17 protein-coding genes are annotated in these 16,273 nt (G+C 60.3%); 13 read left to right on the top strand and 4 right to left on the bottom strand.

All coding sequences use genetic code 11. From position 1 onward, the window contains the following. Positions 1 to 86: 86 nt before the first annotated feature. A complete protein-coding gene (locus Q0792_RS04620; RefSeq protein WP_298836886.1) occupies positions 87 to 1,292 on the bottom strand; it encodes an FAD-binding domain-containing protein in 1,206 nt (401 codons plus the stop codon). A 151-nt stretch (positions 1,293 to 1,443) separates the two neighbouring features. On the opposite strand from Q0792_RS04620, the gene Q0792_RS04615 reads away from it, so the two are divergent. The 6 genes from Q0792_RS04615 to Q0792_RS04590 all read left to right on the top strand — a co-directional run bounded on the left by Q0792_RS04615 (position 1,444) and on the right by Q0792_RS04590 (position 5,307). Continuing rightward, on the top strand, positions 1,444 to 2,070 hold the full coding sequence (locus Q0792_RS04615) for an ATP-dependent Clp protease proteolytic subunit (RefSeq protein ID WP_298836885.1): 627 nt from the start codon (positions 1,444 to 1,446) through the stop codon (positions 2,068 to 2,070). A 139-nt stretch (positions 2,071 to 2,209) separates the two neighbouring features. Then, entirely contained in the window at positions 2,210 to 3,475 is a 1,266-nt protein-coding gene (gene clpX, locus Q0792_RS04610; RefSeq protein WP_298836883.1) for an ATP-dependent Clp protease ATP-binding subunit ClpX, read from the top strand. Between the two features lie 172 nt (positions 3,476 to 3,647). Next, on the top strand, positions 3,648 to 4,016 hold the full coding sequence (locus Q0792_RS04605) for a RidA family protein (RefSeq protein ID WP_298838617.1): 369 nt from the start codon (positions 3,648 to 3,650) through the stop codon (positions 4,014 to 4,016). Positions 4,017 to 4,114: 98 nt separating this feature from the next. Next, positions 4,115 to 4,498 carry an NADH:ubiquinone oxidoreductase subunit NDUFA12 gene (locus tag Q0792_RS04600; RefSeq protein ID WP_298836880.1) on the top strand — a complete coding sequence of 128 codons (384 nt, stop codon included), beginning with the start codon at positions 4,115 to 4,117 and terminating at the stop codon, positions 4,496 to 4,498. Between the two features lie 6 nt (positions 4,499 to 4,504). Next, positions 4,505 to 4,951 (top strand): outer membrane lipid asymmetry maintenance protein MlaD, encoded by a 447-nt coding sequence (gene mlaD, locus Q0792_RS04595; protein WP_298836878.1) that lies wholly within the window; start codon positions 4,505 to 4,507, stop codon positions 4,949 to 4,951. After that, a complete protein-coding gene (locus Q0792_RS04590; RefSeq protein ID WP_298836876.1) occupies positions 4,948 to 5,307 on the top strand; it encodes a DUF2155 domain-containing protein in 360 nt (119 codons plus the stop codon). The genes mlaD and Q0792_RS04590 overlap by 4 nt, the downstream gene beginning before the upstream one ends. Here the strand turns inward: Q0792_RS04590 and aat are convergent. From aat to accB, 3 genes are read right to left on the bottom strand one after another with little or no spacing between them, the layout of a single operon-like run. Further along, on the bottom strand, positions 5,271 to 5,903 hold the full coding sequence (gene aat / locus Q0792_RS04585; protein ID WP_298836874.1) for a leucyl/phenylalanyl-tRNA--protein transferase: 633 nt from the start codon (positions 5,901 to 5,903) through the stop codon (positions 5,271 to 5,273). The genes Q0792_RS04590 and aat overlap by 37 nt on opposite strands. Before the next feature lie 12 nt (positions 5,904 to 5,915). Further along, positions 5,916 to 7,268 (bottom strand): acetyl-CoA carboxylase biotin carboxylase subunit, encoded by a 1,353-nt coding sequence (gene accC, locus Q0792_RS04580; RefSeq protein WP_298836872.1) that lies wholly within the window; start codon positions 7,266 to 7,268, stop codon positions 5,916 to 5,918. An 11-nt stretch (positions 7,269 to 7,279) separates the two neighbouring features. Beyond that, positions 7,280 to 7,774, bottom strand: coding sequence for an acetyl-CoA carboxylase biotin carboxyl carrier protein (gene accB, locus Q0792_RS04575; protein WP_298836870.1), 495 nt, complete (start codon positions 7,772 to 7,774; stop codon positions 7,280 to 7,282). A gap of 141 nt (positions 7,775 to 7,915) precedes the next feature. Between accB and Q0792_RS04570 the strand changes: the two genes are divergently transcribed. From Q0792_RS04570 to Q0792_RS04540, 7 genes are all read left to right on the top strand, one after another. Further along, complete coding sequence (locus tag Q0792_RS04570; protein WP_298836868.1) at positions 7,916 to 9,436, top strand: AMP-binding protein; 1,521 nt, start codon at positions 7,916 to 7,918, stop codon at positions 9,434 to 9,436. A gap of 118 nt (positions 9,437 to 9,554) precedes the next feature. Further along, positions 9,555 to 10,259 carry a GntR family transcriptional regulator gene (locus Q0792_RS04565; protein ID WP_298836866.1) on the top strand — a complete coding sequence of 235 codons (705 nt, stop codon included), beginning with the start codon at positions 9,555 to 9,557 and terminating at the stop codon, positions 10,257 to 10,259. Beyond that, on the top strand, positions 10,249 to 11,157 hold the full coding sequence (locus Q0792_RS04560; protein WP_298836864.1) for a dihydrodipicolinate synthase family protein: 909 nt from the start codon (positions 10,249 to 10,251) through the stop codon (positions 11,155 to 11,157). Before Q0792_RS04565 ends, Q0792_RS04560 begins: the two co-directional genes overlap by 11 nt. Further along, complete coding sequence (locus Q0792_RS04555; protein ID WP_298836862.1) at positions 11,154 to 12,626, top strand: aldehyde dehydrogenase; 1,473 nt, start codon at positions 11,154 to 11,156, stop codon at positions 12,624 to 12,626. The genes Q0792_RS04560 and Q0792_RS04555 overlap by 4 nt, the downstream gene beginning before the upstream one ends. After that, complete coding sequence (locus tag Q0792_RS04550) at positions 12,623 to 13,381, top strand: NAD(P)-binding domain-containing protein (RefSeq protein ID WP_298836860.1); 759 nt, start codon at positions 12,623 to 12,625, stop codon at positions 13,379 to 13,381. Before Q0792_RS04555 ends, Q0792_RS04550 begins: the two co-directional genes overlap by 4 nt. After that, positions 13,378 to 14,928: a trimethylamine methyltransferase family protein gene (locus Q0792_RS04545; protein ID WP_298836858.1), complete on the top strand. Its 1,551-nt coding sequence runs from the start codon at positions 13,378 to 13,380 to the stop codon at positions 14,926 to 14,928. Before Q0792_RS04550 ends, Q0792_RS04545 begins: the two co-directional genes overlap by 4 nt. Positions 14,929 to 14,930: 2 nt before the next feature. Further along, on the top strand, positions 14,931 to 16,271 hold the full coding sequence (locus Q0792_RS04540) for an FAD-binding oxidoreductase (RefSeq protein WP_298836856.1): 1,341 nt from the start codon (positions 14,931 to 14,933) through the stop codon (positions 16,269 to 16,271). Positions 16,272 to 16,273: the final 2 nt, after the last annotated feature.

Below are 16,273 nucleotides of genomic sequence, written 5' to 3'. Positions count from 1 at the left end.
TAGCTTCACTGCACGCTTCTGATGACGTCTGTATGACATCTGCCCCCATACAACTTTGTCGGGAACTGCAGGCGTTTGCAAGTCTTTCAGGCGAGTGCGTCGACCAGTTCCGGGATGTGTTTGCGGAACGGGAAAAAGCCGCGGGTGGCATGTGGCCATGCCCGCTGATCGTAGTCTCTCGTGATCTGAGCGATCCGTGGAGCATCAGGCCGCGAAGCCAGTGTGGCCAGACAGTCTGCCACCGGTCCGACCGGCGCGCGTGGTGTGATGATCTGCTCCAGGTTCTCTGCAGCAGCCCAGTTCTCAAGGGCCTGTGCGTCTGTAACTGGTGTCGGAGCGCTCCCGATCCGGCCGGCCCAGCGTTCTGCGGCGTCTTTTGCCGCAGCGGTCCGAAACCCTGCGACATGTGGCGCCGGATGCAGGGGGCTGAACCCCGTCTGAGGGGCCAGTACCGCGGCAGCGATCAGGTCAGTATTTTCAAGCGCAAAACCGGGGCTCAGGTCGTCTTCGTGCAGCAGAAATCCGCTCCGCAGGCCCGGCCGCGGCGTGTCTGGCGGGGGCAGGATGCCCGCCGCCGGCGGGGCAGGGGCCTCGATGGCCCGTGCCTCGCCCGCCAGCTGCCATCGGGGGTGAAAACGGCCTTCTGTGAATTTTGATATATTGCTGGTCCGGGCGAGGTATGTCTTGCCCGGGGTCTGTATGCCCGCAACCCAGCGCCAGCTCAGCGTATTTGACGCCGGATCTCCGTCCAGCAGGTGACGCAAAAAGAAATCGGCCCCAAGTTCCCAGGGCAGTTCCAGCGTGAAAATCCAGATCGAGGCAAACCACATCCGTGCGTGGTTATGCAGATATCCTGTTTCCCTCAGTTCGCGGGCCCAGAAATCGAAACATCTGATCTCTGTGGCACCACTGCATGCAGCCTCCCAGCGGTCGCGCAGTCCGCTCTGGGTCTGCACGTCGTCATGGCGACGGCGCAGATCAGTTCGGTACTGATCCCAGACTGACGGACGCAACTGCAGCCAGCCCTTCCAGTACGTACGCCAGAAGACCTCCTGAATGAACTTTTCGGCCGTGGCCAGGCTGTGCCGGCCCAGAACCGTGCGAATGACTTCCTCTTCGGTGATGAGCCGGCATCGCAGCCATGGAGACAAAGTGGACACTGACGTATGAGCACCAGGTCCATGGTCGTAATTGCGTCGTGCGGCATAGTCGCGCCCGGCCTTCGGCGCAAAGGCTGCGAGGCGTTCCAGTGCTGCGGTCCGGTCGGGTGGAAAAAGGGTCAGGGCTGTCATGGCTCCCTACCTGGCGCCCGCCGTCCGCAGTTCAACGCAGAGTGGCAAGTTTCGTGGTGGCCCCCTTGCAGCCCCCCGACGGCGATACTAATGTTTCATCAACGGTCAGTCGGGTATGGTCCCCTCTGACAACAGCAGACAGGCATCCCACATGAAAGATCCCATTGAAACCTATATGAACCTTGTTCCCATGGTGGTCGAACAGACCAGCCGGGGCGAGCGCGCCTATGACATTTTCTCGCGTCTGCTCAAAGAGCGGATCATCTTCCTCAACGGCCCCGTGCACGACGGCATGTCGTCGCTTATTGTGGCCCAGTTGCTGCACCTGGAGGCCGAAAACCCCTCCAAGGAAATCTCCATGTATATCAACAGCCCGGGCGGCGTTGTGACATCCGGTCTGTCGATTTACGACACCATGCAGTACATCAAACCCAAGGTGTCGACGCTGGTGATCGGCCAGGCGGCCTCCATGGGTTCGCTGCTGCTGACAGCCGGCGAAAACGGCATGCGTTTCTCGCTGCCGAACTCGCGCGTCATGGTTCACCAGCCCTCGGGCGGCTATCAGGGACAGGCCACAGATATCATGATCCACGCGGCCGAGACCCAGAAGCTCAAGGACCGGCTGAATGAAATCTATGTGAAACACACAGGCCAGACACTGAAAAAGGTCGAGGCCGCGCTTGAGCGCGATAACTTCATGTCGCCTGAGGAAGCAAAGGATTTCGGACTGATCGACGAGATTGTCGAAAGCCGCGGCAAGGCAGATGACGACAGCTGAGCAAAGCCGGCGGGTGCACACTGAGTTTACCAATTAGCGATTGTGGACCTGTCAGCGCTGGCTTAAGCTGGCATAAAGGGTCCGGTACTGCCTGCGTCACAGGCATACCGGACGACACCCAGGACCTGAAAGGGTTGACATGGCTACAAATTCGAGCGGCGACAGTAAGAATACGCTCTATTGCAGTTTCTGCGGCAAGAGCCAGCACGAGGTGCGCAAACTGATCGCCGGACCAACGGTATTCATCTGCGACGAATGCGTCGAGCTCTGTATGGATATCATCCGTGAAGAGACCAAGGCCTCCGGGCTCAAGGCAACCGACGGCGTCCCGACGCCCAAGGACATCTGCGAGGTCCTTGATGATTATGTGATTGGCCAGGCGATGGCCAAGCGCGTGCTCTCGGTTGCGGTGCACAACCACTACAAACGGCTCAATCACGCCCAGAAGGGCGGCGATATCGAGCTGGCGAAGTCCAATATTCTGCTGATCGGTCCAACGGGCTGCGGCAAAACGCTTCTGGCGCAGACGCTGGCGCGCATTCTCGATGTGCCGTTCACGATGGCAGACGCGACAACGCTCACCGAAGCCGGCTATGTGGGCGAAGATGTCGAGAACATCATTCTCAAACTGCTGCAGGCATCTGAATATAACGTGGAGCGTGCGCAGCGCGGCATCGTCTACATTGACGAGGTCGACAAGATCACGCGCAAGTCCGAGAACCCCTCGATCACCCGCGACGTATCCGGAGAGGGCGTGCAGCAGGCGCTGCTCAAGCTGATGGAAGGTACCGTTGCCTCGGTTCCGCCTCAGGGCGGGCGCAAACATCCGCAGCAGGAATTCCTGCAGGTGGACACCACCAACATCCTGTTTATCTGCGGGGGCGCATTCGCCGGTCTGGACAAAATCATCGCCGCACGCGGCAAGGGCTCGGCCATGGGCTTTGGTGCCGACGTCCGCGACAATGACGAACGCGGTGTAGGAGAAATCTTTACAGATCTTGAGCCAGAGGATCTGCTGAAATTCGGTCTGATCCCTGAATTCGTCGGTCGCCTTCCGGTTCTGGCAACGCTGGAGGATCTGGATGAGGACGCGCTGGTCACAATCCTGACCCAGCCGAAAAACGCTCTGGTCAAACAGTACCAGCGTCTGTTCGAGCTTGAGGATACACAGCTCAGCTTCACGGACGATGCGCTGATGGCCATCGCCAAACGCGCCATCGAACGCAAGACCGGTGCGCGGGGCCTGCGGTCTATCCTCGAGGACATTCTGCTCGACACGATGTTTGAACTTCCGGGCCTCGACTCGGTGACCGAAGTGGTTGTGAACGAAGAAGCGGTGAATTCCGACGCGGCACCTCTCATGATCCATGCCGATGCCGAAAAGGCTCCCGCCAGCGCGGGCTGATCTTTCGGGCAAAAGCTGAAAAGAAATCGCAAAAGGCAGGTCTGTGACCTGCCTTTTGCGATTCCGTCTGGCGTGATACCGCAGTATGAAACCGCTGTGACTTTGCAGGCAGCGCGCATGCATAACGCCGGTATTTCCCGGCGATGAACGTAAATACCAAAGTGGGGGCATGATGGGCATCACACGCATTCATTCGGGCGGAGAATTTGAACAGAAGATTGGCTATTGCAGGGCCGTCGTCGCGGGCGGATGGGTCCATGTGGCCGGCTGTGTCGGTCAGGGTGACAACGTTACCGACCAGTGCCGCTCAGCTCTCGGTGTTATCGGAAACGCGCTCTCAGAGGCCGGTTGCAGCTTTGCCGATGTGGTCCGTGTGACCTACATGCTGCCTGACCGGGCCGAGTTCGAACCCTGCTGGCCGATCCTGCGCGACGCTTTTGCCGACAATCCTCCGGTCACAACGATGATCGAATGTGGCCTGATCGATTCGAAATACCGCATCGAAATCGAAGTTACAGCCCTGCTGCCGGGCGCAGGCTGATACGGGCAGAAAGCCGCAGGTCTGGCCGTCTATGCCGCTGGACCTTTGCGGCCTGATCAGCCATATGTGAGACAACAGTGCGAGCGGAGATTATACCCATGGGCATTCTGAACACATTGCTGCGCGCCGTGACCTGGTGGAACGGCCAGACGCTGAACACGCAGCTCTGGACTTCGCGCCACGGCATCAAGGTCGGCGAGGACAGCCAGGGCAATGTTTTTTATGAAAACAGGGACAAGTCGCGCCGCTGGGTGATCTACAATGGCGAAGCCGAGGCAAGCCGGGTCGATCCGGACTGGCACGGCTGGCTGCATCACACCTGGGATGAGCCGCCTACGGATGCCCCTCTGACGCACAAGGTCTGGGAAAAACCCCACCAGGAAAATCTGACCGGCACGGCGCTCGCCTACGCCCCTGCAGGGTCAATCCGCCGGGGCGATCCTGCCCCGCGCCGGGACTATGAGGCCTGGACGCCGGAGTAAGCACCAATGTCTGAGAATACGACCGAAGTCCTGACGGGGGCTGCCGTCCTCGCCGCTGCAGTTGCCTTTGTGGTCTATGCAGGCCAGGTGTCCGGATTTTCCGGCGGGGCACAGACCTATCCGCTGGAGGCCAGTTTCCGGAGCCTCGAAGGCGTGAGCGTAGGAACGGACGTACGCCTTGCGGGCGTGCGCGTGGGTTCTGTGACAGAGGTTGTTCTGAACCCCGAGACCTATCGCGCAGACACAACGGTGTCTGTCCAGCGCGGTATCGAAATTCCTGATGACAGCGCCATCGTGATATCGTCCGAGGGTCTTCTTGGCGGTAACTTCGTTGAGATTGTTCCCGGCGGTTCACCATTCTTCTATGCAGAGGGCGATTCAATCGAAGACACGCAGGGCGCAGTCAGTCTGATCAGCCTGTTGCTGAAGTTTGTGAGCGGCCAGGCGGAATGATACGGGCGGCAGCTCTGGCACTCCTGCTCGGTGCGGCGCCGGTGCCGGCTCAGCAGGCCGCGACAGATGCGCCTGGGGTTGTGCTGCGTGGCCTCGACAAGATCAATGGTCTCGTTTTTGATATCGAACTTCCTGTGGGTCAGACCGCCAGCTTTGGTGATCTGCGGATTTCACTGACCTCCTGCAGATATCCGGTCGGCAACCCTGCGGGCGATGCATTTGCAGCTTTGGAAATTCGCGATGTCCTGCGGGACGAAGAGGTCTTTGAAGGCTGGATGATTGCCTCGACCCCGGCTCTGTCGGCGATGGATCACGCGCGCTATGACATCTGGGTCATGCGGTGCGCCACATCATAAAGACTACGTACGGGTGGCGCCAGAAAGTCCGCATCCGCATTTCTGGCTTCAAAAAGTTTTGACCGGTACTGCGCCCGCGAAATCTCCACAGCACCGAGAGAGGCCAGATGTGCTGTGAGAAACTGCGTGTCAAAGAGCTGAAAACCACCATCCTTCAGGCGGTCCACCAGGCAGGCCAGTGCGATTTTCGACGCATTGGTTCGCCGTGAAAACATACTTTCCCCGAAAAAGGCGGCCCCGAGGACTACGCCATAGACGCCGCCCACCAGTTCACCTGCGTCGCGCACCTCGAGCGAATGTGCCTGACCCCGTGACCGAAGCGCCAGATACAGCCCGCGGATAGTATCATTGATCCAGGTGTCCGGCCGGTCCGCACAGGCATCGACCACACCGGCAAAGTCCTCGTTGATGGTCACCGTGAAGGCACTGCGGCGCATTGCCCGTCGCAGCGACCGGGACACGTGAAACCCGTCCAGCGGCAGGATCCCGCGCCGCCGCGGGTCGACCCAGAAAACCTCGTGGTCGTGCCGGTGCTCGGCCATCGGGAAAATCCCCGAAGCGTAACCCTGCATCAGTACTTCCGGTGTCAGCTGCATTGCAGCCCCGCGTCAGCCGTCGCCGAGATTGGTTTCGAGCCAATGCTCCAGCCAGTGGATATTGTAGCCACCGGACAACACCGCTTCCTCTTCGAGCAGAGCGTGGAACAGCGGCACTGTTGTATCGACGCCATCTACAATCAGTTCACCCAGCGCGCGTTTCAGCCGTGCCAGTGCCTCCGTCCGGTCGCGGCCATGCACGATCAGCTTGCCAATCAGACTGTCGTAATAGGGCGGGATCGAATAGCCATCATAGAGCGCGGAATCCATCCGAACGCCCAGACCGCCCGGCGCATGATACTGCGTGATCCTGCCCGGGCAGGGCGAGAAGTTGGGCAACTTTTCCGCGTTGATGCGGACTTCAATGGCATGGCCGTTGATTGTCAGATCCTCCTGCACAAAGGACATATCCATGCCGGAGGCAACACGGATTTGCTCGCGCACGAGATCCACACCAAAGATGGCCTCGGTCACCGGGTGTTCCACCTGCAAGCGCGTGTTCATTTCGATGAAGTAGAACTCGCCGTTCTCATAGAGAAACTCGATGGTGCCGGCGCCGATATAATTGATGCGCGCCACCGCTTCGGCACAGGTCTTGCCGATGGCGGCACGTTCTTCGGGCGATATCGCGGGGCCGGGGGCCTCTTCAAAAACCTTCTGGTGACGGCGCTGCAGCGAGCAGTCCCGCTCGCCCAGGTGCACCGCGCGGCCCTTGCCGTCGCCAAAGACCTGAATTTCGATGTGCCGTGGCGTGGTCAGGTATTTCTCGATGTAGACTTCATCGTTGCCAAAGTTGGATTTTCCTTCGGCGCGCGCCGTCATAAAGGCTTTTTCCATTTCGGCGGCATTCTTTGCGACTTTCATGCCGCGTCCGCCACCTCCAGCCGTTGCCTTGATGATGACCGGGTAACCGATCTCTTCACCGATACGCTGTGCATCTTCCAGCGTCGCAACACCCCCGTCAGACCCGGGCACACAGGGAACGCCCAGTTTCTTCATCGTGTCCTTGGCAGTGATCTTGTCGCCCATGATGCGGATGTGTTCCGCAGTAGGGCCGATGAATGTCAGGTCGTGATCCTCGACCACCTGAACAAACTGTGCGTTCTCGGACAGGAATCCATAGCCCGGATGGATCGCCTCTGCGCCGGTGATCTCGCAGGCGGAAATGATCGCAGGGATCGAAAGATAGCTCTGCGTGCCGGCCGGGGGGCCGATACAGACGGATTCGTCCGCCATCCGGACGTGCATTGCATCGCTGTCTGCGGTCGAGTGTACGGCAACTGTGGCCACACCCATCTCGCGTGCGGCGCGCACAACGCGCAGCGCGATCTCGCCGCGGTTGGCAATCAGGATTTTACTGAACATGGCGCGCCCTCCTATTCGAGGATGACAAGGGGGGTGCCGAATTCCACAGCCGCGCCGTCCTCGACCACGATCCGTCTGATCGTGCCGGACCGCGGTGCCGGGATGTGGTTCATGGTCTTCATCGCTTCGACGATCAGCAGCGTATCGCCTTCGGCGACTTTTGCGCCGACGCTGATAAATGGTGCTGCACCGGGTTCGGCCTGCATATAGACAGTGCCAACCATTGGCGACGTGACCGCGCCCGGCAGGTCGGCCGGGTCACTGGTTTCGGTTGCTGATGCCGGGGCGGCGGGCGCTGCCGGTGTCGCGGGTGCCGGCGCGGCGGCGGGGGCTGCTGCAACGGTCTGCACCGCAACCTGCTGAGTGTGACGGCTGACACGCACATTGAGGCTGTCATCCTCGCCATAGTCGCGTTTGACCTGCAGTTCCGTCAGGTCGTTTTCCCGCAGCAATTCCGCCAGGGCCTGGATAAAGGCCACATCAGCGTCATGGTTCTTTTTTGTCATGTAAGTCCTCAACCAATCGACGGGCCTTGTCTGTCCCGGCCCTGTTCTGCCAGCCCGTTATAGGACAAGGGTTACGCCATGGAAACCCGCCTCTTGCACGGCGTGGCGCCCGGCTTATCCTGCGCCCCGGGGAGGCAACACATGAATCTTGCTGAATGGCTGGCGCAAACAGCGCGTCTTGATCCGGACCGTCCGGCGCTCTTTCTGGGGCGTGACTGCGTCGCGACCTATGGCGTGTTCTTTGATCAGGCCCTCGCCGTCGCCGGCTGGCTGCGAGACCGTGGTGTCAAACCCGGTGACCGGGTCGCGGTTTTCATGCCCAACAGCCCCGCGTATCTCGTTCTCTTCTACGGCGCCTGGTGTGCCGGCGCTGCTGTCGTGCCGATCAATGCGCGCCTGCATGCCCGTGAGGCGGCGTTTATCATCGACGATTCCGGTGCAGAGGTGATCTTCACATCCGAAAATCTCGGGCGAACACTTGCGCAGGCGGGTGTCGAGGACGGTGTCGTCATCGCCGGGGGGCAGGACCATCGCGCTGCTCTGACACATGCGCCGCTGGAGCGTGTAACGGACAGGGCACCTGATGATCTGGCCTGGCTGTTCTATACGTCGGGAACGACCGGCAGGCCCAAGGGTGTGATGATCACCTTTCGTATGCTGATGTCGATGGCCCTGTGTTATCCGCTGGATGCGGACCCGGTACTGCCGGAGGATGCGACGCTTTACGCGGCGCCCATGAGTCACGGAGCGGGCATTTACAATATCATGCACATACGTGTCGGCGCACGGCATGTCTGCCCGCCCTCCGGCGGTTTTGACCCTGCGGAAATATTTGATCTCTGCGAGCACTTTGGCAGCGTGCAGATGTTTGCAGCCCCCACAATGGTGCAGCGCATGACGCGTGAAGCGCGCGCAGGTGGCGTGACGGCCACCGGCTTGCGCTCCGTCGTTTATGCCGGCGGGCCGATGTACAATGCGGATATCATCGAGGCGGTTGACACCTTCGGTCCGGTATTCATCCAGATATATGGGCAGGGTGAGTGCCCGATGGGCATCACCGCCCTCTCACGAGCGGATGTTTCGGACCGCACCCGCCCGGGCTGGGAGGCCCGTCTGCAGTCTGTCGGCCGTGCACAGTCCGCGGTCGAGGTAAAAATAGCGGATCCCGACGGCCATGAGGTTGCATGTGGCGAGCATGGAGAGATCCTGGTGCGCGGTGACACTGTTATGCCGGGGTACTGGAACAATCCTGCGGCGACGGCAGGGGTGTTCCGCGACGGCTGGCTGATGACAGGTGACATGGGATTCATGGATGCCGCTGGCTATGTAACCCTGCAGGACCGGTCAAAGGATATGATCATTACTGGTGGGTCAAATGTGTATCCGCGTGAAGTCGAGGAGGTTCTGCAGAGCCACCCTGATGTTTCAGAGGTGTCTGTTGTTGGCCGGCCCCATGAGGAGTGGGGTGAGGAGATCGTCGCATTTGTCGTCGGTGATGTGGCCGCTAATGTGCTGGACCAGCATTGCCTGCAAAGCATCGCCCGGTTCAAAAGGCCCAGGGAATACATCTTTGTCGATGCCCTGCCAAAGAATAATTACGGCAAAGTGCTCAAGACGGACCTGCGGGCCAGTCTGGTGCGGGGCCGGGGCACCGGCAGCTGATCCACAGGACGACAGAGCGCAGCAAGATCACAGAATCTGCATGGAGCGACGTGTTTCCGTCGCAAATGGAGCACCTCCGCGTCTGAATTTGTATACAAAATGTATACAAGGAGGGCCGATGTCCGGGAATCAGAAAGAAATCTGCCTCGAAGACCTGAAGCTTCGGATACTGCGTATGGATCTGGAGCCAGGCGCGATGTTGGATGAAGCCTCTCTGGCGTCTCACTATGGTCTTTCGCGCACGCCTCTGCGGGAAATCCTCCAACGGCTCGCAGGCGCGGGTTTTATTTCCACGCGTGAGAACAGGGGTGCCAAAGTTGCGTCAATGGACGTCGCGACAATGCGTGTGTTTTTTCAGACGGCCCCGATGGTTTATGCCAACATCAGTCGTCTGGCCGCCGAAAATCATTCGTCCAGGCAGCTGGGCGATTTGCAAACAGCTCAGCTGGAGTTTGCAAAGAGCACAGAACGCGGCGACGCACCCGCAGCTGCGCTGGCCAACCACCGCTTTCATGCAATCATCGGAGAGATGGCACACAACCCGTACCTTGTGGCTGCACTGAACCGTTTGCTGATCGATCACACCCGTCTGAGTCAGACATTTTACCGTCCTGCAGATCCACACGAAGAGCAGCTCGTGGTGCGCGCATCAGAGCAGCATGACGCCCTCATCAGCGCGATTGAGGCCCGGGAGGGCGCACTGGCGACAGATCTGACCTTGCAGCACTGGGACCTGTCCCGGGACCGTATCGAACGCTTCGTCCGGCCGGATCCGCTTCCGGTCGATGTCATTTCTATGAAGGAGCACCGGGGTGCAGTTTGAGGGAATATACACACCTGTAGTAACACCTTACAATGCAGATTACTCACTTAATTTAAATGAGTTGGAGCGTGTTGTTGATCTTTTGGCTGAAGCTGGTGTTCACGGTCTGATCGTTGCCGGTACAACCGGTGAATACTATGCGCAATCGATGGAAGAACGTCTCGAACTGATCGGCACGATACAGAGCATGATTGCAGGCCGGGTGCCGCTCATCGTTGGAACGGGGGCCATGCGCACCGAGGACAGCGTAATTTACGCCACAGCAGCCAGAGACCACGGTGCAGATGCTGTTCTGGTTGCGACCCCGCCGTATGCATACCCGAACGATCGCGAAATCGCACTTCACTGCCTCGCGGTGGACCGGGCCGCCGATCTGCCGGTCATGCTCTACAACTACCCCGGGCGGATGAGTGTGAACATGGGGCCTGAATGTCTTGACCGTCTGGGCCGCAGTCCGAATTTCTGCGCCATCAAGGAAAGTTCAGGCGAGCCGGACAGGCTGCATATGCTTGCCCGCGATTATCCGCATATCGGGCTGAGTTGTGGAATGGACGACCAGGCGCTGGAATTTTTTGCCTGGGGCGCGCGCAGCTGGGTATGCGCAGGATCCAACTTCGCCCCCGAGGCTCATATCGCGCTCTACCGGGCTTGCGTGGTTGAGGGCGACTTCACGAAAGGGCGCGCCATAATGTCGGCCATGATGCCGCTGATGCGCGTCCTGGAACAGGGCGGTACATTTATCCAGTGCATCAAACACGGGCTGAGCATGCGCGGTATTGATGCAGGACCGCCGCGCAAACCACTGCAGCCACTGAACAAAGACGAAAAACGCACCCTCGAAGAGGTGATCCGTACAATGAACACGGCCATTGCCGCCATTGAAGGAGGCCATCCATGACAGATCTGCTGACCCGCGCGGAATATGCCGCAATTGCCGGAGAGATCGATCTGCCGGCGACACCTTATATCGACGGTAAATTCCGGCGGGGTTCCGGGCCGCTGATGCCAACGGTCAACCCGGCCACCGGTGAAGTCCTGAAAGAGATATCCACGGCCGGAGCGGATGATGTGGATTTTGCCGTTCTCAAAGCCCGTGAAGCATTTGATCAGGGCCACTGGTCGCGGATGCATCCTGCAGAACGCAAGGATATCCTGATCCGCCTGTGCAAACTCATCTCCCGCCGCCGCAGGGAACTGGCGGTGATGGAGAGTATTGATTCCGGGAAGCCGATCCGGGACTGCGAGCTCATCGATATCCCGGAAACGATCCACTGCATCAGATGGCATGCCGAAGCGATCGACAAAATCTACGACCAGACTGGCCCCGCAGGAGAGAATGCGATCTCTCTGATTGTACGCGAACCGGCAGGCGTCGTTGCGGCTGTTCTGCCGTGGAACTTTCCGCTGATGATGATGGCATGGAAAATCGGGCCGGCGCTGGCTGCGGGCTGTTCTGTCATCGTCAAACCCGCTGAGCAGACAAGCCTGACGGCACTGCGCGTCGCCGAGCTGGCGCATATGGCGGGTGTACCGCGCGGCGTGCTGCAGGTTCTGCCCGGGGACGGCCCGTCGGTGGGGGCGGCTCTGGGTCTGCACCAGGGTGTTGATATGGTCAGTTTTACCGGCTCAACCGAAACCGGCAGGCGGTTTCTGCGGTATGCCGCTGACAGCAACATGAAAAAGGTGGTTCTGGAGTGCGGCGGCAAAAACCCTGCGGTTGTGTTGTCAGATGCAGAAAACCTGGACCATGTGGCAGAACACGTGGTCAACGGCGCGTTCTGGAATGCGGGCCAGAACTGCTCAGCGGTGTCGCGGCTGATTGTGCACAGGGACGTTAAGGGCCCGCTGATGGAGCGTATTCACGCAAGGTTGCGCGACTGGAAGACCGGCGACCCTCTGGACCCGGCAAACCACATTGGTGCTCTGGTGGATGCGGAGCATTGCGGCAAAGTTCGCAGTTATCTGCAAGAAAAAGGTAACGGCCCTTATGTGTCACCGGTCGTGATGGATGCCGGGCCCGCCGACGCGGTCATGCGGGAAGAAATTTTCGGCCCCGTCCTGGCCGTGACGGCAGTGGCAACGAATGATGAGGCCATCGCGCTGGCCAACGACACAGACTATGGCCTGACGGCAAGTGTTTTCACCGCCAGCACGCGCAGGGCATTGCGCGCCGCACGCGACATCCGCGCGGGGACCGTCACGGTCAACTGCTATGGGGAAGGCGACATCTCAACGCCCTTTGGCGGGTACAAACAGTCTGGTTTCGGTGGTCGGGACAACGGGATCCATGCGCATGATCAGTACACCGAGCTCAAGACGATCTGGGTTGACCTGACGGATCCCGCAGACGGAGACAACATAGGATGAAGCGGATCGGATTCATCGGCACAGGCCATATTGCAGCCCCCATGGCCCGTTTTCTGGCGGGGAAGGGTCACCCGGTCACCGTATCGGCGCGCAATGCTGATGTCGCGGCAGGCCTGGCCGCGTCACACGGTGTGGCTGTTGCGGACAACCAGGACGTGGTTGATGCAAGCGATGTCGTTTTTCTGTGTGTGCGCCCACCGCTTGCGCAGGAAGTGCTGCAACGGCTGAGCTTCCGGAGCACGCACCAGATCGTCTCTGTCATGGCTGGTGTGCCGGTAACCATGTTGAAAGCCCTGTGTGCGCCCGCTGCCGAAATAACTGTCACCATTCCCCTCGGGTATCTGGAGCAGGGCGGCTGCCCGCTGCCCGGTTTTCCGGACGGCAGGGTCCTGCGGGACCTTTTTGAGCCCGAGAATCCGGTACATGACGTCGCCACCGAAGATGCCCTGAATATGCATTTTGCAGTCTGTGCGATGGTGCCCGGAATTCTCGACATAATCGCCACTGGTAGTCAGTGGCTGGGCCAGAGAACCGGTGATGCCGCCGCTGCCGAAACCTACGCAACACAGCTGGTGTCCGGATACCTCGCCTGCATGGCACGCGGTGCGGGGCGGCTGGCAGCGGAACGCGACAGCCTCGCAACCGAGGGCACCATCAGCCTGCAGATGACCCGCGCGTTGCGCGAGGGCGGCGCGCATGACGCACTGACGGGCGCCATGAATGCAATCGGCGTGCAGCTGGGGGAAAAGCGATGAGCGTGGATGCGGTTGGCACCGTCCGCCGAGGCCGTGGCGCGCGTCGCAGAGTACGCGAGACCCGGGATGTGTCTATGCTGCCGCCGCTGCACAGACGTATGCCGCTGACCGAGCCGATGAGCGGCGAGCAGATTGCGCGCATTGACGCGGCTTCGATGGATATCCTGGAAAATATCGGTGTGGTTTTTCGCGACGAAGTTGCGCTGGAAGACTGGCGGCGCGCGGGTGCGGATGTGCGTGGCGACCGGGTACATCCCGACCGTGGACTTGTGCGGGAGCTGGTTGCGACGATCCCGGAGACTTTCACCTATCACGCACGCAACCCGGCGAAAAACCTCGCCTTTGGCAGAGATCACGCCATCTTTGTGCCCATGACCGGGGCGCCGTATCTGCGCGACCTGGATGATGTCCGCCGGAACCCGACCCTTGATGACCTGGCGAACTTTCACAAACTCAGCCATATGCTGCCGGCGATGCATTCCTCGGCGCACCACATCGTCGAGCCCTGTGATCATCCGATCAGCCAGCGGCACCTGCGCATCACCTATTCCTCGATGAAGTATTCTGACAAGACGTTCATGGGCATGACCACCAGCCCCAGGAATGCCGAAGACGTGCTGGAAATGTGCGCAATATTGTTTGGCGATGAGTTTCTGGAAACCCACCCGGTGGTCACCGGGAACTGCAACGGCAACTCGCCGCTGGTGTGGGACGAAACCATGCTCGGTGCGATGCGGGCCTTTTCCCGCCGCAATCAGCCTGTGCTGTGCTCTCCCTTTGTTCTGGGCGGCGCGAACACGCCTGCCTCTGTGGCGCCCACGGTGGCGCAGCTCAACGCCGAGGCGCTGAGCGCGCTGGCCTATACACAGATCATTCGCAGGGGCGCTCCGGCAATCTACGGGCATTACCTGTCGACCGTTTCCATGAAGTCAGGCGCGCCGATGGCCGGCACACCGGAAATCTCTCTGATGAATCTGATGATCGGGCAGATGGCCCGGTTTTATGGTGTGCCGTGGCGGTCCTCGACAACACTGGGCGGTGCAAAGACCTTTGACGCACAGGCAGGCTATGAAAGTGCTGTGACACTGATGGCGCTGCAGATGGCCGGAACCAATTACATGTGGCATGCAGCGGGCTGGAATGAAGCCGGTATGCACTGCTCAATGGCCAAATTCGTCGTCGACGCCGAACAATGCGCCATGGCGTACCGCATGGCGGAAGGCATCCGCTGGGATGATTTTGAGGAAGGGCTTGCCGCCGTGGCCGACATCGGGCCGGGTGGACATTACCTGGGGCACCCGCACACGCTTGAGAACTTCCAGCGCGCGTTTTTCATGCCGGAGCTGTTCGATAACAATTCCATCGAGCAATGGCAGGCCGAAGGCAGTGTCGAGGCGAACGAACGTGCGCTCCGGCGCTGCCGCGATATGCTCAGTGAGTATCAGGAGCCGAAACTGGATGCGGCAACCGACGAGGCGCTGCTGGACTACATCGCCCGCCGCGAGCGGGATATCCCGGCAGCAGACGCGCTGAACCAGGATCACTGACTGTGGCCGGTTCTGTCAGCCGGTTGCCGCGTGATCCGGGGCCCGCAGGGTGGAATGCACTGTTGCCGGATGCCGCGGTACCAGTGCATCAGGAAGGGGCACTGAACGCTGACTGGCTTGTGATTGGCGCGGGGTTCGCAGGTCTTGCAGCTGCTTACAGACTGGCGCAGCTCTGTCCGGGCGACAGGGTCGTTGTGCTCGAGGCCAGCCGGGTCGGCGAAGGGCCGGCGGGGCGGAATTCAGGTTTTATGATCGATCTGCCGCACGATCTCGCGTCGGACAATTATGGTGGTGCGCTTGAGGCAGATCTGGCTCAGACAGCGGATAACCGCAGAGGGATCGCGCTGGCCGCTGAAATGGCCCGGGTCTATGGTCTTTCGGCAGAAGCCTTTGTTCAGTCAGGTAAAATCAACGGGGCAGCAGGGCCCCGTGGTGACAGGCACAACGCGGAATTTGCAGAACACCTGCAGGCAATGGGCGAGCCCTTTGAGATGCTTGATGCGGCTGCGATGAAGGACCTGACGGGAACTGGTTACTATACCGGTGGATTATTCACGCCGGGTGCCGCGATGATCCAGCCTGCGCTTTTTGTGCGCTCGGTCGCCGGCGGGCTGGTTTCAAACCGCGTTCTGGTTTTTGAAGACAGCCCGGTGACCGGTCTGACCCGTAAAAACGATGACTGGATAGCCACCACGCCCTGTGGAACCGTTGCCGCACCGCAGGTCATCCTGGCGGTCAACGGGCACCTGCAGAGTTTCGGATATATGCCCCGGCGGCTGATACATGTTTTTACCTATGCCTCTATGACCCGGGCGCTGACGGACGAGGAATGCGCGCGCCTCGGCGGTGCCGCCGTCTGGGGGCTGACGCCGGCTGACCCACTGGGCACGACGGTCCGGCGGATTTCAGGGACAGGTGGCGACCGTATCGTGATCCGGAACCGCTTTACGTTTGATCCGTCGATGGAGGTGCCTGACGCCCGCCTGACCCGGGTTGGGAAAGATCATGACCGTGCTTTTGCCGACCGGTTTCCGATGCTGGGAAGTATCCCCATGGAGTACCGTTGGGGCGGCAGGCTGTGCCTCAGCCTGAACAATGTACAGGTTGTCGGCGAGCTGGAGCCGGGTCTGTGGTCGGCCTGTTGCCAGAACGGCCTTGGTACTGCCCGGGGAACGCTGGCCGGTATGCTGGCCGCAGAGGCCGCCAACGGTGTGACTTCCGCCGCGCTGGAGCGCATGCGCCAGGCGGAAGCTCCGAAGAAGCTGCCGCCCGGGCTGATTGCCCGCGCCGGAGCCGCGGCGCGATTACGGTGGGGAGAATGGCGGGCAGGGGCCGAGCTGTAACG

The sequence above is a fragment of the uncultured Roseobacter sp. genome, from assembly GCF_947495025.1.
GTDB lineage: Bacteria > Pseudomonadota > Alphaproteobacteria > Rhodobacterales > Rhodobacteraceae > Roseobacter.
The sequence above is the reverse complement of the archived record's forward strand: the minus strand, read 5'-3'. Positions and strand labels throughout refer to the sequence as shown.